19 protein-coding genes are annotated in these 22,586 nt (G+C 60.3%); 9 read left to right on the top strand and 10 right to left on the bottom strand.

Translation table 11 applies throughout. The annotated features are described in order from the left end of the window. Positions 1-102: 102 nt before the first annotated feature. The 5 genes from AAIS01_RS19235 to AAIS01_RS19215 are packed head-to-tail and all read left to right on the top strand — an operon-like array spanning position 103 to position 4,212. Complete coding sequence (locus AAIS01_RS19235) at positions 103-909, top strand: alkaline phosphatase family protein (protein ID WP_343470256.1); 807 nt, start codon at positions 103-105, stop codon at positions 907-909. A 5-nt stretch (positions 910-914) separates the two neighbouring features. Beyond that, on the top strand, positions 915-1,751 hold the full coding sequence (locus tag AAIS01_RS19230; RefSeq protein ID WP_177218206.1) for an ABC transporter permease: 837 nt from the start codon (positions 915-917) through the stop codon (positions 1,749-1,751). Continuing rightward, the gene (locus AAIS01_RS19225; protein WP_092458581.1) at positions 1,738-2,538 is read left to right on the top strand and encodes an ABC transporter permease; all 801 of its coding nucleotides are present in this window, start codon (positions 1,738-1,740) and stop codon (positions 2,536-2,538) included. Before AAIS01_RS19230 ends, AAIS01_RS19225 begins: the two co-directional genes overlap by 14 nt. Continuing rightward, on the top strand, positions 2,535-3,524 hold the full coding sequence (locus AAIS01_RS19220) for an ABC transporter ATP-binding protein (protein ID WP_343470255.1): 990 nt from the start codon (positions 2,535-2,537) through the stop codon (positions 3,522-3,524). Before AAIS01_RS19225 ends, AAIS01_RS19220 begins: the two co-directional genes overlap by 4 nt. Before the next feature lie 34 nt (positions 3,525-3,558). After that, positions 3,559-4,212, top strand: coding sequence for an HAD family hydrolase (locus AAIS01_RS19215; protein ID WP_343470254.1), 654 nt, complete (start codon positions 3,559-3,561; stop codon positions 4,210-4,212). Positions 4,213-4,298: 86 nt separating this feature from the next. Here the strand turns inward: AAIS01_RS19215 and AAIS01_RS19210 are convergent, their stop codons facing one another. The 3 genes from AAIS01_RS19210 to AAIS01_RS19200 all read right to left on the bottom strand — a co-directional run bounded on the left by AAIS01_RS19210 (position 4,299) and on the right by AAIS01_RS19200 (position 6,993). Then, entirely contained in the window at positions 4,299-5,087 is a 789-nt protein-coding gene (locus AAIS01_RS19210; protein WP_343470253.1) for a DUF2182 domain-containing protein, read from the bottom strand. A 2-nt stretch (positions 5,088-5,089) separates the two neighbouring features. Beyond that, positions 5,090-5,725 (bottom strand): DUF1326 domain-containing protein, encoded by a 636-nt coding sequence (locus AAIS01_RS19205; RefSeq protein ID WP_343470250.1) that lies wholly within the window; start codon positions 5,723-5,725, stop codon positions 5,090-5,092. A 305-nt stretch (positions 5,726-6,030) separates the two neighbouring features. Next, a complete protein-coding gene (locus AAIS01_RS19200; RefSeq protein ID WP_343470249.1) occupies positions 6,031-6,993 on the bottom strand; it encodes a zinc-binding dehydrogenase in 963 nt (320 codons plus the stop codon). A gap of 139 nt (positions 6,994-7,132) precedes the next feature. Between AAIS01_RS19200 and AAIS01_RS19195 the strand changes: the two genes are divergently transcribed. After that, positions 7,133-9,211 carry a carboxy terminal-processing peptidase gene (locus AAIS01_RS19195; protein ID WP_343470248.1) on the top strand — a complete coding sequence of 693 codons (2,079 nt, stop codon included), beginning with the start codon at positions 7,133-7,135 and terminating at the stop codon, positions 9,209-9,211. A gap of 130 nt (positions 9,212-9,341) precedes the next feature. Further along, positions 9,342-11,129, top strand: coding sequence for a bifunctional diguanylate cyclase/phosphodiesterase (locus AAIS01_RS19190; protein ID WP_343470247.1), 1,788 nt, complete (start codon positions 9,342-9,344; stop codon positions 11,127-11,129). A gap of 167 nt (positions 11,130-11,296) precedes the next feature. Here the strand turns inward: AAIS01_RS19190 and AAIS01_RS19185 are convergent, their stop codons facing one another. The 7 genes from AAIS01_RS19185 to bamJ form a co-directional block, all read right to left on the bottom strand. After that, complete coding sequence (locus tag AAIS01_RS19185; protein ID WP_343470246.1) at positions 11,297-11,614, bottom strand: contact-dependent growth inhibition system immunity protein; 318 nt, start codon at positions 11,612-11,614, stop codon at positions 11,297-11,299. After that, on the bottom strand, positions 11,604-16,277 hold the full coding sequence (locus AAIS01_RS19180) for an RHS repeat-associated core domain-containing protein (RefSeq protein WP_343470245.1): 4,674 nt from the start codon (positions 16,275-16,277) through the stop codon (positions 11,604-11,606). Before AAIS01_RS19180 ends, AAIS01_RS19185 begins: the two co-directional genes overlap by 11 nt. 211 nt (positions 16,278-16,488) lie before the next feature. Next, a complete protein-coding gene (locus AAIS01_RS19175; RefSeq protein WP_343470244.1) occupies positions 16,489-16,890 on the bottom strand; it encodes an SEL1-like repeat protein in 402 nt (133 codons plus the stop codon). Next, positions 16,891-17,262 carry a hypothetical protein gene (locus AAIS01_RS19170; RefSeq protein WP_003179080.1) on the bottom strand — a complete coding sequence of 124 codons (372 nt, stop codon included), beginning with the start codon at positions 17,260-17,262 and terminating at the stop codon, positions 16,891-16,893. Further along, positions 17,259-17,600, bottom strand: coding sequence for a helix-turn-helix domain-containing protein (locus AAIS01_RS19165; protein WP_343470243.1), 342 nt, complete (start codon positions 17,598-17,600; stop codon positions 17,259-17,261). Before AAIS01_RS19165 ends, AAIS01_RS19170 begins: the two co-directional genes overlap by 4 nt. Before the next feature lie 113 nt (positions 17,601-17,713). Then, a complete protein-coding gene (locus AAIS01_RS19160; RefSeq protein ID WP_076383782.1) occupies positions 17,714-18,169 on the bottom strand; it encodes a YkvA family protein in 456 nt (151 codons plus the stop codon). A gap of 292 nt (positions 18,170-18,461) precedes the next feature. Next, positions 18,462-19,175 (bottom strand): BamJ family beta-barrel-assembly machinery protein, encoded by a 714-nt coding sequence (bamJ, locus tag AAIS01_RS19155; protein ID WP_092457149.1) that lies wholly within the window; start codon positions 19,173-19,175, stop codon positions 18,462-18,464. Between the two features lie 270 nt (positions 19,176-19,445). On the opposite strand from bamJ, the gene AAIS01_RS19150 reads away from it, so the two are divergent. Continuing rightward, positions 19,446-21,251, top strand: a complete 1,806-nt coding sequence (locus AAIS01_RS19150) for a di-heme-cytochrome C peroxidase (protein WP_343470242.1) — start codon at positions 19,446-19,448, stop codon at positions 21,249-21,251. A 31-nt stretch (positions 21,252-21,282) separates the two neighbouring features. Continuing rightward, complete coding sequence (locus AAIS01_RS19145; protein WP_343470241.1) at positions 21,283-22,419, top strand: catalase family protein; 1,137 nt, start codon at positions 21,283-21,285, stop codon at positions 22,417-22,419. Positions 22,420-22,586: the final 167 nt, after the last annotated feature.

Below are 22,586 nucleotides of genomic sequence, written 5' to 3'. Positions count from 1 at the left end.
TCACTGTTGAATGTCAGTCAGCATTCGCGAGCAAGCCCGCTCCCACATTGAGCCCTGTGGTCAGCCCGAGTTTCCTGGTATCTGTCTGGAGTTCCGGTACCCATGAAGCACAACGTCATCCTGGTGGTGCTCGACGGCCTCAACCATGAGGTCGCCCGGCATGCCATGGGGCATTTGCAGGCCTATGTCAGCGCAGGACGCGCGGCGCTCTACACACTGGAATGTGAACTGCCCGCCCTGTCCCGTCCGCTCTATGAATGCATCCTCACCGGCGTTGTGCCGCTCGACAGCGGGATCGTGCACAACAACGTCTCGCGCCTGTCGAACCAGCGCAGCATCTTCCACTATGCCACCGCAGGCGGCTTGAGCACGGCAGCCGCGGCCTATCACTGGGTCAGCGAGCTTTACAACGCATCCCCATTCATCGCCGGCCGGGATCGTCATACCGACAACCCCGAGCTGCCGATTCAACACGGCCATTTCTACTGGAACGACCACTACCCCGACTCTCATCTGTTTGCCGACGCCGAACACCTGCGTCAGCGCTACCTGCCGAATTTTTTGCTGGTGCATCCCATGAACATCGACGACGCCGGCCACAAGCACGGCCTCGACAGCCCGCAATACCGCAACAGCGCCCGCTCGGCCGACATCAACCTGGCGGTTTACCTGCAAGCCTGGCTCGACGCCGGTTACCAGGTGCTGGTGACATCCGACCACGGCATGAACAACGACCGCTCCCACAACGGCCTGCTGGCTGAAGAACGGCAAGTGCCACTGTTTGTCCTGGGCAGCGGCTTCAGCCTCAACCCCAATGCCGCGCCCAGGCAGACCGAACTGTGCGGCAGCATTTGCCAGTTGCTCGGTGTCGCCCACGACAAACCCTATTGCCAGGAGTTGCTCAAGTGAATGCCATGACGCGCGGCAAATGGCTGGCAGCGTTGTGCCTGGTGCCCTTCGCGATTTTCTTCATCGTGTTCCAGATCGCCCCGCTGCTGTGGGTGCTGGTCAACAGCCTGGAATCGCAGGAATTCGGTTGGGGCCTGGCCAATTTCAGCAAGATTTTCAGTTCGAAGTTCTACCGCCAAGCGATCCAGCACAGCCTGGAGATCAGTTTCTGGTCCAGCGTGTTCGGCATCATCATCGCCGTGCTCGGCAGCTATTCCTTGCGCCGGGTCGACTCGCGCCTGCGCAACTTCGTCAACGCCTTCGCCAACATGACCAGCAACTTCGCCGGCGTGCCCCTGGCCTTTGCCTTCATCATTTTGCTGGGCTTCAACGGCAGCATCACCATCATGCTCAAGCAGGCGGGGATCATTGAGGATTTCAACCTGTACTCGAAAACCGGGCTGATCATTCTCTACACCTACTTCCAGATTCCCCTGGGCGTGCTGCTGCTCTATCCGGCGTTCGATGCGCTGCGCGAGGACTGGCGCGAATCCGCCGCGCTGCTGGGCGCTAAAGGCTGGCAGTACTGGCGACACATCGGCCTGCCGGTGCTGACCCCGGCGCTGCTGGGCACCTTCGTGATCCTGCTGGCCAACGCCCTCGGCGCCTACGCCACCGTGTATGCGCTGACCACCGGCAATTTCAACGTCCTGCCGATTCGCATCGCCGCCATGGTCTCCGGGGACATTTCCCTCGACCCGAACATGGCCAGCGCCCTGGCCGTGGTGCTGGTGGCGTTGATGACCCTGGTGACCGTCGTCCATCAGTTGCTGCTCAAGAGGAGCTACCATGTCTCGCGCTGAATCGAGCTCTGCCGGGCTCTATCATCGGGTGGTGGTGTACCTGCTGTTCGCCATCCTGCTGCTGCCCCTGGCCGGCACGCTGATCTACTCCATCGCCAGCAGTTGGTCGGCCACCGTGCTGCCCAGCGGCTTCACCTTCAAATGGTATGTGCAGTTGTGGAGCGATCCGCGCTTTCTCAACGCCTTCGGCCAATCGCTGATCGTCTGCGTCGGCGCGCTGGTGCTCTCGGTGGTGTTGATCCTGCCGCTGCTATTCGTGGTGCATTACCACTTTCCAAAACTCGACGCACTGATGAACATCCTCATCCTGCTGCCCTTCGCGGTGCCGCCGGTGGTGTCGTCGGTGGGGCTGTTGCAACTTTACGGTTCCGGGCCGCTGGCGATGGTGGGCACGCCGTGGATCCTGATCGGCTGTTACTTCACCGTCGCCCTGCCGTTCATGTACCGCGCGATCACCAACAACCTGCAAGCGATCAATCTGCGCGACCTGATGGATGCGGCCCAACTGCTCGGTGCCAGCACCTTCCAGGCGGCTTTGCTGGTGGTACTGCCGAACCTGCGCAAGGGCTTGATGGTGGCGCTGTTGCTGTCCTTCTCGTTCCTGTTCGGTGAGTTCGTGTTTGCCAACATCCTCGTCGGCACCCGTTATGAAACCCTGCAGGTGTACCTGAACAACATGCGCAACAGCAGCGGTCACTTCACCAGTGCGCTGGTGATTTCCTACTTTTTCTTCGTATTGGTCCTGACCTGGGCGGCCAACATCTTGAACAAGGACAAAAGCCAATGAGCTACGTCAGCGTCCAACACCTGCAAAAAAGCTATGCCGGCACACCGGTGTTCAGCGACATCAATTGCGAAATCCACAAGGGCGAGTTCGTCACCCTCCTCGGCCCTTCCGGCTGCGGCAAGTCCACACTGCTGCGCTGCATCGCCGGCCTGACCACCGTGGATGCCGGCCAGATCCTGCTGGACGGCCAGGACATCGTCCCGCTGAGCCCGCAAAAACGCGGGATCGGCATGGTGTTCCAGAGCTACGCCTTGTTTCCCAACATGACCGTGGAGCAGAACGTCGCCTTCGGCCTGCGCATGCAAAAGGTTGCGGCCGAGGACAGCCGTCAGCGGGTACTGGAGATTTTGCGGCTGGTGGAGCTGCACGACTTCGCCGCTCGCTACCCCCATCAACTTTCCGGCGGCCAATGCCAGCGCGTGGCCCTCGCCCGCTCCCTGGTGACCCGTCCGCGCCTGTTGCTGCTGGACGAACCGCTGTCGGCCCTGGATGCACGGATTCGCAAACACTTGCGCGAACAGATCCGCCAGATTCAGCGCGAGCTGGGCCTGACCACGATCTTCGTCACCCACGATCAGGAAGAAGCCCTGACCATGTCTGACCGGATTTTCCTGATGAACCAGGGAAAGATCGTACAAAGCGGCGATGCCGAAACCCTTTACACAGCGCCCGTCGATGTCTTTGCCGCCGGCTTCATCGGCAACTACAACCTGCTGGACGCCGACAGCGCCAGCAAACTGCTGCAACGGCCGGTGACCGGTCGCATCGCCATTCGCCCGGAAGCCATTGAACTGAGTCGCAGCGGCGAGCCCGATGCACTGATCCGCAGCCACAGCCTGCTGGGCAACGTGATCCGTTACCGGGTCGAGGCCCGCGGCGTGGAGTTGGTGGTCGATGTGCTCAATCGCTCCGCCGCCGACCTGCACCCCGATGGCACACGCCTGTCACTTTCCATCGATCCAACAGCGCTGTGTGAGGTAGCCTGATGGCTTTGTTGATTTTCAAGAGAGAAGCGCGCTGATGGCCCTGGCAATTTTTGATCTGGACGAAACCCTGATCCATGGCGATTGCGCCACCCTCTGGAGCGAGCAGATGGGGCGCCTGGGCTGGGTCGATCCCGAGTCATTCATGCGCCGCAACAACGAGCTGATGGACGCTTATAGCCATGGCAAGCTGCGCATGGAGGAATACATGGACTTCAGCCTGGAACCGATGATCGGCCGCACCCCGGAAGAAATCGAACACCTGGTGGCGCCATGGGTGGAAGACTTCATCGAACCGATCATCTTCAGCGACGCCACCAAAGCCATCGCCGAACACCGCAAGGCGGGGGACCGGATCCTGGTGATCTCGGCCTCGGGCACGCACCTGGTCAAGCCGATCGCCGAACGCCTGGGCATCGATGAAATCCTGGCGATTGAACTCGAAGTGACCCATGGGGTGTACAGCGGCAAGACCGTCGGCACCCTGACCTATCGCGAAGGCAAGATCGCACGGCTGCTGGATTGGCTGGATGCCGAGGAAGAAAACCTTGAGGGTGCGAGTTTCTATTCCGACTCGCGCAACGACCTGCCGTTGCTACAGCGGGTGGATTACCCCCATGTGGTGAACCCGGATCCGGTGTTGAAGGCCCATGCCGAATCGGCCGGGTGGCCGATTCATAGCTGGAAATGAACACTGAGCAGTACCAGGAAGAACACCCTGGCTTTTGTGGCGAGGTGTGTCGGTAACTCCTGGCAATAAGGCTCCCACAGGTCAGCCTAGCCCAGCAGCAACCAAAGGCTCCAGCCGAGCAACAACACGCCGCAGATACGACTGAGCCAGAGTCCCTGCGGCAGGTTTTTCTCCAACAGGATGAAGGCGCCGATCACTGCCACCCAGAGCAGATTCATCACACCGACCACGAACAGCAGGCCCATCAGGGCCCAGCAGCAGCCCAGGCAGTAAGCGCCATGGGCCAGCCCCATGCGCCAGCCGCCAAACACACCGGGGCGCCAGTAGCCGAGCAGAAAATGCAGCGGCCCGCGACAATGCTCAAGGCAGACCGCCTTGCTGGGCAGCCACTGATAGACGCCTGCGACCAGCAGCAGGCCGGCGCCCAACGCGGTACTGCTGACGCGCATCCCCGGACTGAGCAGGGTGAGCTGCTCGAGGGCCCATTGCAGCGCCGTGGCGCCTAGGGCAAAGCCGGCCCAGACCAGGCCATAGGCGCAGCAGAACAGCAGCAGGGCCAGGTGTCGCTGCGGTGCCGGCATGCGCTTGCGCAGCATCTGCTGGTAAATCAACAGCATAGGCAGGGCGCTGGGCAGCATCATGCCGATCATCATCACCACCCACATGGCGAACATCAGCAGCGCATCGCCCAGGCTCCAGGGCATGAGCATACCGGCCATTGCCGCATCGGCCATACCGCCCGGCGCGCTCATGTCGCGGGCCATCTGCAGCAGTACCAGCCAGGCCAGGGCAGTCAACGCGAGCAGGCAGAGCAGGAACAGCAACTGCTCGCCTGTCAGTCGCTTGCTCTGCGTCACCGCCTGAGGCTCTGCCATCTTTACGGCTCTATGCCATGACCGGTGAAGTGCACGTGGGCGAGGTGGCTATGACTGTCCTGGGATTGGAGCTTGAGGGCTGAATGCGTCTGGTAGCTGCCGCTGGCGACTTCGGCCTCAAGGAACTCGAAACCGTCGGGCAGCGACAGGCGGACTCGATGCGGTGACCCGTCGATGGGGCTGCGGATCGGCTCGCCACTGGCCTGCAGCACGCCGGGAATGTCCAGGTGGGCCAAGCGTTGATCGACATCGATGGACAGGGTGATGGGCACGAACTGCGGTTCGAACATTTCACTCATGGTGCTGCTGAAGATCTGAAACACGTTGGCTCCGGGATCGCTCTCCAGGCCAGAGAGGATGGTCAGCAGGGCCTGGCGTTGCGCCTCGTCGGCGCGTTCATCGATGAACACCTGACAACTGCCATTGCCCTCATGGATGGCGCCCGGCCAAGCGAAGGTAGCGGCCCAACACAAACCTCCCAACGCCACCTGATTGAAATACCCCTGTTCCACTCGCATCGACGCCACCGCGTGGCAGTGGCCATGGGTCGGTGGTGCATTGAATTGACACGGGCAGCCCCAGTTGCAGTTGCAGGCAATGAATTCGACGCCCTGCATGCGCCATTCGGCGATGGCCATGATCGACCTCTTCACCTGATGGGTGAAATGAACGCTGCGGTTACCCCGTCCCCCCATTAATTAACGCTAGCAGTACGCGTGAATCGGATACGGGCTGCCGACCAAAGGTCGGCTTGCCCGTGGGTGCCGGTCCGAGGTGCGAGTCGTGTCGGCAGCGGCCTGTAGGAGCTGGCGAAGGCTCGGGCCGCGTTCGGACGATCTTTTGATCTTTCGCTTGAGATTCAAGGGCCTGGGGGAAAGATCGCAGCCTCGTTGCACTCGACAGCGCCTACACCGCCGCCGCAGGGCACACATAGCTGCCGAAATCAGCTCAGGCTCTCATCGATTATCAGCACCAGCTTGCCTGAAACCTTATTGGTCGCCAGCTCCGCAAATGCCGCTTCGGCATCCATGATCGCAAAGGTCCTGGCCAGTTGCGGACTCAGGCGTTGGTCGGTGAACAGCGGCCACACCTGCTGCCCCAGCTCACTGATCAGGTCGGCCTTGAACTGATCGTCCCGACTGCGCAAGGTCGAGCCGAGCAATTGGATACGCTTGCCCAGCACCTGCGCCAGATCGAGTTCGGTCGAGCGCCCGCCCATCAACCCAATCAACACCCAACGGCCGTCAACTGACAAAAGTTTCACGTTCAACGCGGCGTAGTTCGCGCCCACCGGATCGAGGATCACGTCGAAGGGGGCGAAGTCGTTCAGGCTCTCGAGGCCATCGGTACGCACCACCCCGCCCTGGGCGCCCAGCGCTTCGCAATAACTCAGACGATCAGCCGAGCCGACGCTGACCCAGCACGGGTTGCCGAAAGCCTTGCACAACTGGATCGCGGCCGAACCGACACCACTGGCCCCGGCGTGCAACAGCACTTTCTGACCCGGTTTGAGGGCAGCCAGTTGAAACAGGTTGAGCCACGCGGTGCTGTAAACCTCAGGCAGCGCGGCCGCTTCAGCCAACGACAGCCCCTCAGGCACCGGCAGCACATGCCGGCCATCGACCACTACCTCTTCGGCCATCCCGCCGCCGGCCAGCAAGGCGCAAACGCGATCACCGACCTGCCACGAGGAGCCGGCCCCAACCTCGCTGATCACCCCGGAACACTCCAGGCCCAGCACCTGACTGGCACCGGGCGGCGGCGGATAATGCCCGGCCTTTTGTAACAAATCGGCTCGATTCAGACCGGCGGCCGCCACACGGATGCGAACTTGCCCTACATCACACGTCGGACTTGGCTCATCTGCCCATACCACTTGGCCTTCAACGCCTTGCAATGCTTTCACGGTGCCTCCATAGTGAGTCTCGACTGGGCCCGCTGCTGTAACGCCGGGCTTTCTTGCATTATGCGCCCGGGCCACATGGAACCGGCGACTTCAAAGACGGCCTAATATGCGTTATCAATTGTCCCTGCGTCGAATCAATATGAAGCGTTTGTTCCCTAGCACTGCACTTGCCCTTTTCATTGGCCTTGGCGCGTCCACGCTCTCGGGCAACACGTTCGCAGCCAACAGCTGGGACAAGCTTCAGCCCGATCGCGACGAGGTGATAGCCAGCCTCAACGTCGTTGAATTGCTCAAGCGCCATCACTACAGCAAGCCGCCGCTCGATGACGCGCGCTCGATCATCATCTACGACAGCTACCTGAAGCTGCTGGATCCGTCGCGCAGCTATTTCCTGGCCAGCGATATCGCTGAATTCGACAAGTGGAAAACCCAGTTCGACGACTTCCTCAAGAGTGGCGACCTGAACGCCGGGTTCACCATCTACAAGCGCTACCTGGACCGCGTGAAAGCGCGTCTGGATTACGCCCTTGCCGAGTTGAACAAAGGCGTCGACAAAATCGACTTCAATACCAAGGAAACCTTGCAGGTGGATCGCAAGGACGCCGCCTGGCTCAGAAGTACCGCTGAACTGGACGACCTGTGGCGCAAACGCGTCAAGGACGAAGTGCTGCGCATGAAGATCGCCGGCAAGGATTCCAAGCAGATCCAGGAAACCCTGACCAAGCGTTACAAGAATCAACTGGCTCGCCTGGAGCAGACCCGCGCCGAAGATATCTTCCAGGCGTACATCAATACCTTCGCCATGTCCTACGATCCGCACACCAATTATCTGTCACCCGATAATGCGGAAAACTTCGACATCAACATGAGCCTGTCCCTGGAAGGCATCGGCGCGGTGCTGCAGAGCGACAACGATCAAGTGAAGATCGTGCGCCTGGTACCGGCGGGACCTGCCGACAAGACCAAGCAGGTCGGCCCGGCGGACAAGATCATCGGTGTCGCCCAAGGCAACAAGGAAATGGTCGACGTGGTCGGCTGGCGCCTGGACGAGGTGGTCAAGCTCATCCGCGGGCCGAAAGGCTCGGTGGTGCGCCTGGAAGTCATCCCGGCCAGCAATGCGCCGAACGACCAGACCAGCAAAGTCGTGGCCATCACCCGTGAAGCGGTGAAGCTGGAAGAGCAGGCGGCCAAAAAATCCGTCCTCAAACTGAAACAGGACGGCAAGGACTACAAACTCGGTGTGATCGAGATTCCGGCCTTCTACCTGGACTTCAAGGCCTTCCGCGCCGGCGATCCGAACTACAAGAGCACCACGCGCGATGTGAAGAAACTGCTGACTGAGTTGCAGAAGGAAAAAGTCGACGGTGTTGTCATCGACTTGCGCAACAACGGCGGCGGCTCCCTCCAGGAAGCCACCGAGCTGACCAGTCTGTTCATCGACAAGGGCCCGACCGTGCTCGTGCGTAATGCTGATGGCCGTGTGGACGTGCTGGAAGACGAAAACCCGGGCGCGTTCTACAAAGGCCCGATGGCCTTGCTGGTCAATCGCCTGTCGGCCTCGGCCTCGGAGATTTTCGCCGGCGCCATGCAGGACTACCACCGGGCACTGATCATCGGCGGCCAGACCTTCGGCAAAGGCACCGTACAGACCATCCAGCCGCTCAACCATGGCGAACTGAAGCTGACCCTGGCCAAGTTCTACCGCGTTTCCGGCCAGAGTACCCAGCATCAGGGCGTGTTGCCGGACATCGACTACCCGTCGATCATCGACACCAAGGAAATCGGTGAAAGCGCCCTGCCCGAGGCCATGCCGTGGGACACCATCCGACCTGCGATCAGGCCGGCAGTGGATCCGTTCAAGCCGTTCCTGGCGCAACTCAAGGCTGATCACGATGCTCGCACGTCCCAGGACGCGGAGTTTGTCTTCATCCGTGACAAGTTGGCTTTGGCGCAAAAGTTGATGCTGGAGAAAACCGTCTCCCTCAACGAAGCCGAGCGTCGCGCGCAGCATGCCGACATCGAAGCCAAGCAACTGACCATGGAAAATCTGCGGCGCAAGGCCAAGGGTGAAGAGCCGCTCAAGGAACTGAAGAAAGAAGATGAAGACCTGATCGCCGAGCCGGAAAAAACCAAACCGGAAGACGATGCCTACCTGAGCGAGACCGGTCGTATCCTCCTCGATTACTTGAAACTCAACACGGCGATTGCCAAGCACTAAGATGATGGCCATTTAATGCTGACGCTCCCCGGAGCGTCATCAAACTGACATCATTCTGTCGTGAAATACAGGACCGGGCGCCTCCTTGAACGGAAGGCGCCCAGTCCTTTTTTTATCGCCAGAGATTGCCATGACCACGACAGAACAGCTGAGTGCATTGAGTTCAATCCTGGCTCAAAGCGGTTTGCACAGCTTGTTCCAACCCATCATCTGCCTTTCCGAACGGCGTATCGTCGGGTATGAAGCCCTGACCCGTGGTCCGTCCAACAGCCCGCTGCACTCGCCCATCGCTCTGCTTTCCGTGGCCCGCCAGGCCGGACGCCTCAGTGAGCTGGAACTGGCCTGCCGACGCAGCGCCTGCCAACGTTTCAATGAGCAGAAACTGCCGGGCAAGCTGTTTCTCAACGTGTCCCCCGAATCCTTGCTTGAAGCCGCCCACCAGACCGGGCGCACCTTGCAACTGCTGCAGGATTTCGGTATCCCGCCCAGCCAGGTGGTGATCGAACTGACCGAACAAACGCCGATCGACGACTTCCAGCTCCTGCAAACGGCCCTGCATCACTACCGGGCCATGGGCTTTTCCATCGCCCTGGACGATCTGGGCGCCGGTTATTCGAGCCTGAGGTTGTGGTCCGAATTGCGCCCCGATTATGTGAAGATCGACCGGCACTTCATCGATGGCATTCACCAGGACGCCCTCAAGCGCGAGTTCGTCGGCTCGATCCTGAAAATTGCCCGGGCTTCCCGTGCCCAAGTGATTGCCGAGGGCATCGAACTGCCGGAAGAACTGGCGGTATTGATAGAAATGGGTGTCGATCTGGTTCAGGGTTATTTGCTCGCTCGACCGCAAGAGCATCCCTCCCAAGACGCCAGGGCGCTCATGCCCCGGCAGGACGCCGGTGCGGTGGCGTTGACCGACGAAGTCAACGACCTCGGAGCACTGCTCAACGAACAACCGGCGGTGGCCCATGACACGCCGACAGCCACCGTGCTGGAGGCGTTTCGGCGCCAGGCCAACCTCAACTCCCTGGCGGTATTGGACGATCAGGACCAGCCCTGCGGCATTGTTCATCGTCATTCGCTTTCGGATGCCTTGCTCAAACCCTTCGCCACCGACCTCTTCGCCCGCAAACCCATCAGCCGCCTGATGAGCGATGACTTCCTGGCGGTGGAACTGAATCAGTCACTGCAACAAGTCAGCCGCCTCATCACCAGCCGCGCCCGACAGCGTATCGAAGAAGATTTCATCATCACCCTCAACGGCGGTTACCTGGGCCTGGGCCGGGTGATCGACGTGCTCAAGCTCATCACCGAACTGAAAATCCAACAGGCCCGCTACGCCAACCCACTGACCCTGCTGCCGGGCAACGTGCCGATCCAGCAGTGCCTGACGCGGCTGCTGCAACAACGACAGGAGTCGGTGATCTGCTACGTGGACATCGACAGTTTCAAACCCTTCAACGACATCTACGGCTACGGCCGCGGCGACGAAGTGCTGCTGTGCCTGGCTCAATGCCTGAACGAACGCATCGACCCCAGCCGCGATTTCGTCGGTCACATCGGCGGCGATGACTTCCTGCTGGTCCTTGGCCCGGAAGACTGGCGCAAACGCCTGAATCAGCTACTGAGCGACTTCCAGACCCACTGCCGGCGCTTCTACCGCCCTGAACATCTGGAGGCCGGGTGTTTCACCGCGTTGAATCGCCAGGGGGTTCGGCAGGAATTTGCCTTGCTGTCGCTGTCGATCGGGGTGGTGCATCTGCGGGCCGAGGCCTGTGGGGAACTGGATGCCAGCCAGTTGGCGGAACTGGCTTCGCAGGCCAAGCATCATGCCAAGGAGATTTTGGGCGGGAGCGTTTATTTGGTGGATGGGTTGGCTGAGCGCGTGCCGGTGGTGGAGGTGGGGTTGTCGGTGTGACAACGGCTACACCGCGGGATTTTGTAGGAGCTGGCGAAGCCTGCGATCTTTTGATCTTGATCTTTCGCTTGAGATTTAACTGTCCGGGAAAAGATCGCAGCCTCGCTTCGCTCGACAGCTCCTACAGGCCCAGTGGGAGCAAGCTTTGTCGCCACAAGCGCAATTCATTAGCGCTCGGCACAATCGACATTCTCGTTATCCAGGATTTCAAGAATATGGTTCAGCCAAGCTTCAGCGGACTCCCAGTCCAGCCAATAGCAATAGTTGCAAGGCATTTTATCCATGATGAAATCTCTAAGACTTTCTTCGTCAAGATTCATTGCAAGCAACGTTGAAATTTCTTCTTTGATAACTTTAATTTTATGAGGCGCAGAGTCCGCTATATAGGTTCTGATGATGCCATCAGGATCCGATGAGTCGCACATCCAGTCCTGATGGAAATAGCAGCCAAGAAATTGAAAGAGTTTCGGGTATTTATTTCTCATTTTTTTCGACGAATCCTGTATGTAAGTTATATCCGACAGGGGATTTATTAGACTTCCTAAGGACCAGGGTCACAACCGAAAGTGATTCTAATTTTCCACTTTTACGTATAACGCCGACCCCAACAGGAGAAGGGAAAGATTGCTGTAGAAGAAGCGACTTCTCTAACTTGTCACTCAAAAAAAAATCTATTTCTTTTCTCTTCGTTTTTAAGACGCTGGAGGCCGCCGACTCCGCCGTTGCTCTATCAGGAAATGTCGATGCGGTAGGCACATGAGGCTCTGAATCAAGGCGCTCTCTTAACTGAGCTTCAGAACGACCTATATGCTTTTTCATCAAATGTCCTCCTCGAGCCTCATGCGCAGCCAACCCTCCCCCCGGCACAATCTCGCTGAATGGTCCATCGGCGTCGATATCACCAGGACACTGACATACCAACCCCAACGGATCCACCCACCCCGTCGGGTTCAGGGTGTAGCGATACCCGTTAAGCCCACCCGCCAGTTTGCTCGGGTCGGGCGTCAAATAACGGCCGGTCTCGGGATTGTAGTAGCGGTGCCGGTTGTAGTGCAGGCCGCTTTCCGGGTCGAAGTATTGGCCCTGGAAACGCAGCGGTTGGTCCAGTTGTTCGCCGCCGCCGTGCTGGATCTCGCGGACTTGGCCGTAGCCGTTGTAGCGCGCCGACCAGACGATGGTGCCGCCGTAGTTGGTCAGCTCCTGGGGCGTGCCCAGGTGGTCGAGGTGGTAGTAGAACGGGCAGGCGTTCGGGCCTTTGCCGTCGAGCAGGGCCAGTGGGCGGAAGGTGCCCGGTTCGTAGACATAGCTGCGGTGGTGGCGCGGGCTGCTTTCGGCGACGACCTGGTCGCCTTGCCAGAAAAACTCTGTGGTCAGGCCGTCCACGGTCTTGCTGATGCGTCGGCCGAAGGCATCGTAGCGGTAGGACGTTTCGCGTCCGTCCGCCGTGGTGACGCCGATCAGGCGGTGTTGGCTGTCGTAGCGGTATTCGCTGACGAGGCACTGGGCCTTGCCGCGGCGTTCGCGGATCAGGTTGCCGAAGGCGTCGTAGTCGTAGTGACGGTCACCCTCCATCAAGAGGCGGTTGCCCTTGAGGGTGGTCGGGCCGGGGCGGTCCTGCATCAGCAGGTTGCCGGCCGGGTCGTGGGCGAAGTGCTCCGGCGGCTCGCTGTGGGAATAGTCGATGCCGATCAGGCGATCCAGCGGGTCGTACTGGTAATGGCGGCGATTGCGGTTGTCGGAAATGGACTGCAGATTGCCGTTGGCGCTGTAGGCATAGTCGCGCCAGAACAGTTGCTGCTGGTGCTGCCACACCGTCTGGGCCTTGAGCCGGCCCTGTTCGTCGTAGGCGTACTGGCTGAGCAGCAGGCCTTGCTGGCGCTGCACTTCGCGACCGCCACGGATCTGGTGCCCGGTCAGGCGCGAGCCGTTCAGGTCGATGGCCGTCAGCGCGCCACCCCGGGCGTGGTGGTAGTCAAGCTGGCTGTTGTCCGGCAGGCGCAGGTGGTTGAGGCGCCCGCAGGCGTCGTAGCGATAACGCAGGGTGCCCCAGCCCTGGTGTTCACTGATCAGCCGGTCCTGGGCGTCGTATTCGAAGGCCAGCGGGTGATTGCTGCCGTCGTTGACGTGGACCAGCCGGCCCAGCCCGTCGTAGCGGTATTCGATGGTCTGGCCGTCGGGCAGGGTCTTGACCAGCAGCCGCCCGGCCGCATCGCGCTGGTAGCGGGTAACCCATTGGGCGCCGTCCGCGCCGTGCTCGGTTTTCTCCAGCAGGTGGCCGTTGAGGTCGTAGGCGTAGGCAGTGCGTTGCCCGTCAAAGCCGATCTGCTGTCGGATCAGTCCGTTGGGGGTGTAGTCCAGCTGATATTTTTCGCCGGATTCGTTTTCGATCTCAGTCAGCAACAGCCGCGCCGAGTCGTAGCGATACTTCAGTTCGCTGCCGTCGGGATTGAGGCGGCGGCTGATCAGGTGCAGGTCATCGGCGTATTCATAACGGGTGGTCCGCCCCAGCTCATCGCGCTCGGCGGTGACCTTGCCGTAGGCGTTGTAGCACCAGGCGCGGGTCGAGCCATTCGGCAAGGTGGTTTCGAGCAGGCGGCCCACCGCGTCCCATCGGTAGTGCGTGACGGCGCCGTGTGGGTCCTGGCGGGTCAGCAGACGCCCCAGGGCGTCGTAGGAAAAACACCGCTGCCCGCCGTCCGGCAGGGTTTCTTCTGTCAGTTGGCCCAACTGATTGCGGGTCAACCGGTGTTCGCCACCGTCCGGGTAACGGATCGTCCGCAGTTGCCCTTGGGCGTCGTAGTCATAAGCGGTGCGTTGTTGATCCGGGTCGATGACCTCGATCACATCGCCCTGGGCATTGCGCCGGTAGATCCATACGGCATTGCCGCGCGAACGGGCGTGCAGGAAACCGTTGCGGTATTCGTAGGACGTAGGCTCATCGTCCGGTGGAATCAGCGCCACCAGCCGTCCGGCTTCGTCGTAGCGGTATTCGGTGACGGCGCCCAGCGGGTCCTGTTCGGCGATCAGCCGGCCCTGTGGGTCATAGGCCTTGAGGTGCTCGCCGCCATCAGGCTCGACCTTGCGCACCAGCCGCGCCCGCTCGTCGTGGACGTACACCTCCTGGCTGCCATCCAGATGCTGGACCGTGACCTGCCCGTCCTCGCCCCAGGTGTAGCGAGTGTCCATCTGCGCAAACGAGGCCCAGTGCCGCACGCAGCGCGCCGCTTTGCCGATGCCTTCCCATTCCCAGAAAAAACTCGCGCCGCCGGCCAGTTGCCGCTGGAGGATGACGTGCTGGTCGTCGTAGTCGTAGCGTTCGCTTTCGCCGGCGGCGTTGGTCGCTTCGATCAGTCGGAAACGTCCGTCGTAACGGTAGGAGACCAGCGTCTGTTCGGTGCGCCAGGCCTCATCAAGGGTTAGGGCCGGGTGAAAGCGCTGATAATCGATGGCGACCAGGTGACGCTGTTCGTAACGCAGGCGCAGGGCACGCCCGGCTCCGTTGTCCAGGCGGCTGATGGCGCCGTGGATGTTGCGCTGGACCGTCAGGCGGTTGGCGTAGCGGTCGCTGAGGGCGGTCAGATGGCCGTCGCGAAAGTGCAGGAACGGGGCGTTTTCCCCGGGCTGGGCGATGATCAGTTCGTCCGGCTCGATCCCGAGGTAAATGGCTGCCCGGGCCAGGCTGTTGTGGATCGCCGGGCGCTGCTCGGTGGGCAGCGGAAAAGGCGTACGGCGGTTTTCCTGGTCGAGCCAGATGACCTGCTCGCCCTCAAGCAACAAACGATGGGCCAGGGCATGGCTCCAGCCGCGGCCCAGACCGACGTCCAGGTCCACCGCGCTGGTGCGGTACAAACGGGTGAAGACAAACGGCAAGCAGCCATCGAGGGTGCCGTCGTCCAGGGTCAGCAGTTCCTCGCCGGTGACCATCGACACCGGGCAGCCGCTGGTTTGGGTCAGGGCTGCGGTGTCGGCGCTGTCACCGTTGGGATTTTTCGATTGGGCCGGGGCGTCGTCGTGGGGTTCGTCCTTTTTCAGTGTGGTATTGCGCTGCGCGTCCCAGCGCAGTTGCATCCGCCCTTTCTTTATTCCCGCCGCCACACCCCGCGCCGCCACGGTTTTGTAGCGATCTACGTAGGCCATGAAACCGTTGACCACCGCAAAGATAGCGCTGACGAACCGCTGGGCAGCACTCAGCAAACCCGCGCCAAGCTTGCCCAGACGCAGCGACAAGTAAGCAATACCAGCTCCCGCCCCGGCGAAGGTCAGCACTACACCGATCAACAAATCGATCAGCAGCGTCACCACCGCCGTCGACAGAGCTTCGGCAGTTTCGCCCGCCATCTCACTGGGCGGCAGCATCTCCAGCCAGAGGCTGGCGGTGCGCACTAGCAAGCACAAGGCGGCTTCGTCACTGGCCAGCAGTTGCAGCTTGGCCATGAGCAATGGCGTTTCTTCCGCCAGTTTTTTTAGCTGATCCGCGCTCTCGCCCAACCGATCAGCAAACTCGCCGGGATCCTTGAGAATGTCCGACAGCAGACTGATGCAGTCCCACACGCCCTCGATCGCCTTCCAACTGCCAGCGAGCAAACCGTTGCCCACCGCAGCCGCCGAGGTCGCCAAGGATTGCTGCGTCCATTGCGGCTTGAACCCCTGCCATTCGCCGCGCAACCAGTCCGTCAGATCCTTGCTCAAGCCATCGTAGGAAGAAAACAGATCGGCGATTTGCTTGGGGGACACTTCGCCCTGGACATGAACCCGATAGGTCTTACCCGCCGTCCCCTTGAAGATCCCCAGGCCCTGGGCATCCAGGGTGACCGGTTTGACCTCGCCGCTGTCCACGTCCACCACATCCACCACGATGTCGCCCAGCGGAATGTCGTACACCGACTCGAACTTACTCTCGATGGTCATCACCCCGCCCTGAGGGCACTGGACGACGGTGGAGAGGAAATCATCGTCGCCAGCGCTGACGACGGTGGTGCTATCGCCGAAGCGAATCAGCCGCTCCATGCCCATCAGCGAAGGCAAATCGGCCACATGACTGGCCCGGTCCGCCGTCTGGCTATACAAGCGGTCGAGCTGCTCGCGGTAGAGCGTCAGGGTGTCTTTGAAGCTGTCGAGCGCCTGCTCGATACGGCTCACCTGATCCATCAGGGGATGACTCGATCAAGGGTCGGCAGGAAAAAACGGTCGAACATGGGCAGACGTCTCGCAGCGCTCAGGAAGCGCGAGACTTTGCCCGGGATAGCTGGAGAAATAAGTCAGGGGAAGAAGCGGTGGATGTAGGGCGATTCGCTAATCGCCCCGCATGAAAACAAGCAGCCAACCAGAGCGGAACGTCTCTGGGCAGCCTGTGGATAAACTACAGGTCGCGACCTTCGAGCGTTTTGAGCTTGATCTCGGCCAACGGATGCCCGGCCTTCGCCGCCAGCGTCCACCAACGCGCTGCCTCTACCGGATCTGGAGCCTTGCTGGCGTTACCCGCCAGGCTGATCACTCCGACCTGATAGGCGGCCTTGCCGTCACCCGCCAGCGCCGCCAACCGCAACAGGCGGACGCCTTCTTCCCGGGCGCCCAGCCCCTGGCCGCGAAATGTCAGAATATGCCCGTAGAAACTCTGCGCACCGACATCACCCAGATTCGCCATGCGCGAGAACTGTCCCTCGAGCCAGGCCCAGCCACGCGGCTGGCGAACGAACCAGGACCAATGAAACAATCGCCGCGCCAGCCAGTAGCCGGCCCGCGCCTTGATACGCCAGAGCATTCAGGCCTCCGCTGATTCCGGGTACTCGTATTCGAATACCCGGACCACTTCCGACGCGTGCCAGGAAGCAGCGGCCACGCCATCGGAAGGCCCGGAAAAGCGCCCGAGACGTTCAACGCACTCGAAGAAGCCGGTACGCGGCAACCGGCTGGCCCCCTGGCTGATGACCAGCGAACTTCGCAGCGGCTGTTCAGCCCGGGCATCCAGCGCCGCCAAGTGTTCAAGGGCTGCGGTCAAGGTCTGCATGGCCGGGCTGGGAAGCTGCAAGCGCTCCAACAAGGCCCGGTACGTCAACAAATGGCGCTGGCGACGCGCCTGATCCAGCTCACCCAACAACCCGTCCCAATGCTGCCGACTGATGCGAACACTCACAATTGATCCCTCCAACCCGGCACCGTCAACTCCCAGGCCAGACTGCGCCGAATCGCGGCATCGGGCTGACGCTCGCCGCTTTCGATCATGGCCAGATAAGACGGGCTTATACCTACTGTGCGGGCCAACGCCTCAATGGCGATGCCCTTCCCTTCGCGCAAACGGCGGAGTTGATCCAGACCAGGAAGAACCTGATCGGGTGCCGCCGCATGACGGACTGTGGCTTCATGCGGCGGTGCTTGATTGATGCCGGCTGCCTTCAATAGCGACTGGTACTGCTCCCACGGTAAAACCGCGTATTCGGGTTCTCCGTCGCGTGTAATTATTTGAATATCCATGTCTACCCCGTAGGACAACAACACTTAGCGAGTCAGCTTTTTCCTTGGAAGTGTAATCCTAATAGCGGCTAAGGTCGCGGGGCGATCAGTCTCAGAAGATAAACAGGACCGGTTCAGTGCTTTTTCTGGCCTTGGAGCTGAAGCTGTTCCGGAGTATCGGGAAGCCGCTCGACTTGAGCGAGCTTTTCGGGGGATTGCCGATAACGCCAGGCGCGGAAGGCTTCGAGTTCACTGTCGAGGGTCTTCATGATCCACGCTAGCACGGCGATATCGTCAAACATGCCGAACATGGGCAGAAAATCCGGAATCGCGTCCAGGGGGCTGAGGAAGTACATCAGTCCTGCGACGATAGAAAGCAGCGATTTGGCGCTGACGGCCCGATACTCGCCACGCCAGTAAGCCAGGCACAGGGCCTGCAGCAAACGCAGATCCTCCTTTAGCTTGCCTAACCGACCGCCTTCCCGGGCGCCTTTGCTGGCGACGGCAAACAACAACGTCGGCAATCGACCGCGGGCCAGCAGTCGTCCTGCCAAGGGCAGAAAACGTGCAAAATTCCACGGAGCCTTCATGTTTTCTCCCACTGAAATGTTATCCACACAAATTGTGGATAACCTTGTGAACAGAGCTGCATTTGCGCGCTGAAGGCCCCGTTAAATAAGGCTCCCAGTCAGATCGGGCGTTTTTTACTCACATAAAAAAACCCAATATTTCATTGACTTGACGGCCCGACTGGGTCTAGCACAGCGTGCGTATTGCCTATGACTATAACCCGCGCCGAGCGTTCGGTTTTTTGCTGTTTATCAAAGCCCGGATGCGACAACGCCCCGCATAAGCGAGGCGTTGTCGTTATAACAGCCGTGGTTACTTGGCTGCTTCTTCTTTTGCCGGATCCTTGATCGCCAGCAGTTCCAGGTCAAATACCAGAACCGAGTTGGCGGGGATGGCCGGGCTCGGGCTTTGGGCGCCGTAGGCCAGGTCGCTTGGGATGTACAGCTTGTACTTCTCGCCGACATGCATCAGTTGCAGGCCTTCGACCCAACCCGGGATCACACCGCTGACCGGCAGATCAATCGGGCTGCCACGCTCGACGGAGCTGTCGAACACCTTACCGTCGGTCAGCTTACCGGTGTAGTGAACAGTCACGACGTCGGTCGGCTTAGGCTGCGGGCCGTCGGCTTTCTTGATCACTTCGTACTGCAAACCGGAAGCGGTGGTAGTAACCCCTTCCTTCTTGCCGTTTTCCTCGAGGAATTTCTTGCCGGCGGCTGCCGACTCTTCACTCATTTTGGCCATGCGCTCTTCGGCACGCTTTTGCAGTGCGGCAAAGGCTTCGACCAGTTCTTCGTCTTTCAGCTTCTGTTCTTTCTTGCCGACGGCATCTTCGATGCCCTGGGCGACTGCTTTGGAGTCCAGGTCATCCATACCTTCCTGAGCCAGGCTTTTGCCCATGTTCAGGCCAATACCGTAGGAAGCTTTCTGCGCCGGGGTTTTCAGCTCTACGCTGGTCTGCGAGTCGCAACCCGCGAGTACCAGGCCAACCAGGGCCACCGCCGCCGCCAACCGATGCTGTTTCATGCTATTTCCTTGTTCATGCGCCATAAGGGCAATCGAGTAAAGCCGCGAGCTTATCAGGCGGCCACGACCAATGGCTACCGGCATGTGAGCAGCAAAGCACTGATAAGTTCACGACCACAAACGCTTTTTAATCCAGGGCGGATGAAGCATCTGTCATCTATTACCTACAGGGACAAATGGCCACTCCCCCGCAGCGCTGCCGGTAATGGCCACTTGCCGGCCACGCGACACTGAGGCATAAGGGCATATCAAAAAAACAAGGACGTTACCGTGCGCCTGCTATCTCGCCTTCTCTTGTTGCTCCTCGCGCTGCTCGTCGTCGCCGTGGCCGTGGTGCTTTATTACGTGGCCAACCCTCGCCTGCCGGCCTATACCCCGGTCGAACAGGTGCATTATCTGGATCAATGGAGCGCCGCCGAACGCCAGACGTACTATTTCACGCCTCAGGGCACGCAAGTCAAAGGCTTGCGCTATGACTGGTTCACCGCCCTCGAATTGCCGTTCTCGCAGCAGCGCTTCGCTTCGCCTGAATACCTGGCCCGATTCGGCTTTCTGGTGGACCCGGCGCAGAAACCCTCGGCAGACAACCCTGGCAATCTGCCCGTAGGTTTTACCCGCCACCAGAATCCGGGCAGCGCCGACCAGTTCCTGGATATCACCTGCGCCGCCTGTCATACCGGTGAGCTGCACTTCAAGGGCCAGGCGATACGAATCGATGGTGGCTCGGCCCAGCACGTCCTGCCTTCGAGCGTTCCCACATTACGCGGTGGGAGTTTCGGACAAGCCTTGGTCGCCAGTCTGGCCTCGACCTACTACAACCCCTGGAAATTCGAACGTTTTGCCCGCCAAGTCCTGGGGCAGGACTACGACGCCCGCCATGAACAGCTGCGCCAATCATTCAAAGCCTCCCTGGATACATTCTTGCGCGTGGCCTGGAACGACACTCACCGCGGCCTCTACCCCACCGAAGAAGGGCCTGGCCGTACAGATGCCTTTGGGCGTATTGCCAATGCCAGCTTCGGCGATGCTATCTCGGCCGAGAATTACCGCGTCGCCAACGCACCTGTGGATTACCCGCAGTTGTGGGACATATGGACTTTCGATTGGGTGCAGTGGAACGGTTCGGCCCAGCAACCGATGGCCCGCAATGTCGGCGAAGCGTTGGGTGTCGGCGCTACGTTGAATTTCTTCGATGCCCAGGGCAAACCATTGCAAGGTGATGCGCGATACCCTTCCAGCGTACGCGTTCGCGATCTGCACAAGATTGAAGAGACCCTGCAGTTGCTCAAGGCCCCGCAGTGGCCTCAAGAACTGCTTGGCCCTATCGATAGGCCGTTGGCCGCACAGGGCCGGGCGCTGTTCGCCGAAAACTGTGCCGGCTGTCACGTACCCAAAGTGATTCAAGGCCCCGACAGGCCCGTCCAGCACTTGAACATGTTGCCAGTGAAGGTGATCGGCACCGACCCGGGTACCGCCAATAACATTGCCGACCACCGTTTCGATCTGACCAGCCTGCAATGGGACCCGGCCGAACTGGCAAAACTGGACGTGCAACTGCATCCGACGCCGACCACGCCACTGGATCTGAGCCAGGTTTCGGTCGCTAAAGGCCTGGCCTACGTGACCGCGTTCGTTGAAGAACGGGCTTACCGTGATGCAGGCGTCACACCGCTGGAGCGTCCGGCACTGGATGGTTTTGGCCTGCCCATCGGCGTACGCGAACTGCGCGCCTATAAAGCCCGGCCCCTGGCTGGCGTCTGGGCCACGCCGCCCTTCCTGCATAACGGCTCGGTGCCGACGATCTATCAGTTGCTGTCTCCTCAGGACGAGCGGGCGATCACTTTCTATAAAGGCAGCTTCGAATACGACCCACGGCACCTGGGCTATCGCACCGAAGCCTTCACCAATGGCTTTTTGTTCGATACCCGCATCACCGGCAACCACAACAGTGGCCATGAGTTTCGTGCCGGTGAGCGGGGTAATGGCGTGATTGGTCGGCTGCTGCAGCCACAGGAACGCTGGGCGTTGCTGGAGTATCTCAAAGTGCTGGGCGGGCCATTGGAATCGCAACTGTGATGATGAAACCTTCAAGCAAAAGGATTGACCCATGCTGATTACGCTCTGGCTGCGCCTCGGCGCCTTTTTGGGCAAGACGCTCCTGTGGCTGCTGGGCATCGGGCTGCTCGGTTGGGCGCTGGCCACGGCCTGGTTCGCCTGGCAACACAGCGGACCGGTCTCGGATAAAGAGCAGATTCCACCCGGCGAAGCGGCCATGACCCAGGACATCATTCAGACCGCCATCCGTATCGTCGATCAGCACCGCGAAGGTACGCGCTACCTGCGCGATGCCCATGCCAAGGCCCACGGCTGCGTCATGGCTCAAGTGCAGGTGCCGGACGATCTACCAGCCCCCTTGCGTCAGGGTGTATTTGCCGAGCCGGGGAAGGTCTGGCAAGCGACGATGCGCTTGTCCAACGGCAACGCCTACCCGCAGTTCGACAGCCTGCGCGATGCGCGAGGAATGGCGATCAAGCTGCTGGACGTACCGGGCAAACAACTGCTGGGGGACCGCCAGTCACAAGGTGAACAGGATTTTGTGATGTTCAATCATCCGAACTTCTTCGTCAGCGATGTCGCCGAATATCGTCAGAATGTGGCCGCCCAGGCGGATGGAAAAAAGGCGATGGCGTTCTTTCCGAGCCTGGATCCGCGCAGTTGGCAGATACGTCACCTGTTCATCGCCCTGGAAACACTTTCACCAGCCCCTGACAGCCCCACCCAGACCACATATTTTTCGGTATCGCCCTACAAATTCGGCGAGGCCAACGCGAAATTTCGCGTAGCGCCCGACCCGGATAGCTGCCCGAGCTACACCCTGCCCGCACAAAACCAGGCACTGCCGAACTTCTTGCGAAGCGCACTGGCGCAACAGTTATCCACAGACCGGATGCCGGCGTGTTTTGTCCTGCAGATCCAGCGCCAGGACCCGAGCAAGTACATGCCGATTGAAGACACCAGCATTGAATGGAAAGAAAGCGACGCACCGTTCGAGACGGTGGCGCGAATCACCGTGCCGGCCCAGGATTTCGATACGCCCAAGCTGAACCTGGCCTGCGACAACCAGTCCTTCAACCCGTGGTTTGGCATCGAAGCCCACCGCCCCATCGGCGGCATCAACCGTTTGCGCAAAGCCGTGTATGAGGCGGTCAGCGATTACCGTCATCGGCGTAATGCCGAACAGTAGCTAACCGGCAAACACCAGACAGCAAAAAGCCCGCTCAATGAGCGGGCTTTTTGATGGCAACCTGGCGTTCAGTGTTCCAGGTTGCCGAAGATGGCGCAGCGGACGGGACTCGAACCCGCGACCCCCGGCGTGACAGGCCGGTATTCTAACCGACTGAACTACCGCTG

It is taken from the genome of Pseudomonas halotolerans (genome assembly GCF_039581215.1).
Classification (GTDB): Bacteria; Pseudomonadota; Gammaproteobacteria; order Pseudomonadales; family Pseudomonadaceae; genus Aquipseudomonas; species Aquipseudomonas tehranensis.
The sequence above is the reverse complement of the archived record's forward strand: the minus strand, read 5'-3'. Positions and strand labels throughout refer to the sequence as shown.

Excerpts from the sequence above, each read along its gene's own strand:
- AAIS01_RS19210 (WP_343470253.1), bottom strand. The coding sequence starts at position 5,087 with ATGGCAGAGCCTCAGGCGGTGACGCAGAGCAAGCGACTGACAGGCGAG.
- AAIS01_RS19205 (WP_343470250.1), bottom strand. The coding sequence starts at position 5,725 with ATGGCCATCGCCGAATGGCGCATGCAGGGCGTCGAATTCATTGCCTGC.
- AAIS01_RS19180 (WP_343470245.1), bottom strand. The coding sequence starts at position 16,277 with ATGGATCAGGTGAGCCGTATCGAGCAGGCGCTCGACAGCTTCAAAGAC.
- AAIS01_RS19215 (WP_343470254.1), top strand. The coding sequence starts at position 3,559 with ATGGCCCTGGCAATTTTTGATCTGGACGAAACCCTGATCCATGGCGAT.
- AAIS01_RS19175 (WP_343470244.1), bottom strand. The coding sequence starts at position 16,890 with ATGCTCTGGCGTATCAAGGCGCGGGCCGGCTACTGGCTGGCGCGGCGA.
- AAIS01_RS19145 (WP_343470241.1), top strand. The coding sequence starts at position 21,283 with ATGCTGATTACGCTCTGGCTGCGCCTCGGCGCCTTTTTGGGCAAGACG.
- AAIS01_RS19220 (WP_343470255.1), top strand. The coding sequence starts at position 2,535 with ATGAGCTACGTCAGCGTCCAACACCTGCAAAAAAGCTATGCCGGCACA.
- AAIS01_RS19195 (WP_343470248.1), top strand. The coding sequence starts at position 7,133 with ATGAAGCGTTTGTTCCCTAGCACTGCACTTGCCCTTTTCATTGGCCTT.
- bamJ (WP_092457149.1), bottom strand. The coding sequence starts at position 19,175 with ATGAAACAGCATCGGTTGGCGGCGGCGGTGGCCCTGGTTGGCCTGGTA.
- AAIS01_RS19230 (WP_177218206.1), top strand. The coding sequence starts at position 915 with ATGACGCGCGGCAAATGGCTGGCAGCGTTGTGCCTGGTGCCCTTCGCG.
- AAIS01_RS19185 (WP_343470246.1), bottom strand. The coding sequence starts at position 11,614 with ATGAGAAATAAATACCCGAAACTCTTTCAATTTCTTGGCTGCTATTTC.
- AAIS01_RS19225 (WP_092458581.1), top strand. The coding sequence starts at position 1,738 with ATGTCTCGCGCTGAATCGAGCTCTGCCGGGCTCTATCATCGGGTGGTG.
- AAIS01_RS19165 (WP_343470243.1), bottom strand. The coding sequence starts at position 17,600 with ATGGATATTCAAATAATTACACGCGACGGAGAACCCGAATACGCGGTT.
- AAIS01_RS19160 (WP_076383782.1), bottom strand. The coding sequence starts at position 18,169 with ATGAAGGCTCCGTGGAATTTTGCACGTTTTCTGCCCTTGGCAGGACGA.
- AAIS01_RS19190 (WP_343470247.1), top strand. The coding sequence starts at position 9,342 with ATGACCACGACAGAACAGCTGAGTGCATTGAGTTCAATCCTGGCTCAA.
- AAIS01_RS19235 (WP_343470256.1), top strand. The coding sequence starts at position 103 with ATGAAGCACAACGTCATCCTGGTGGTGCTCGACGGCCTCAACCATGAG.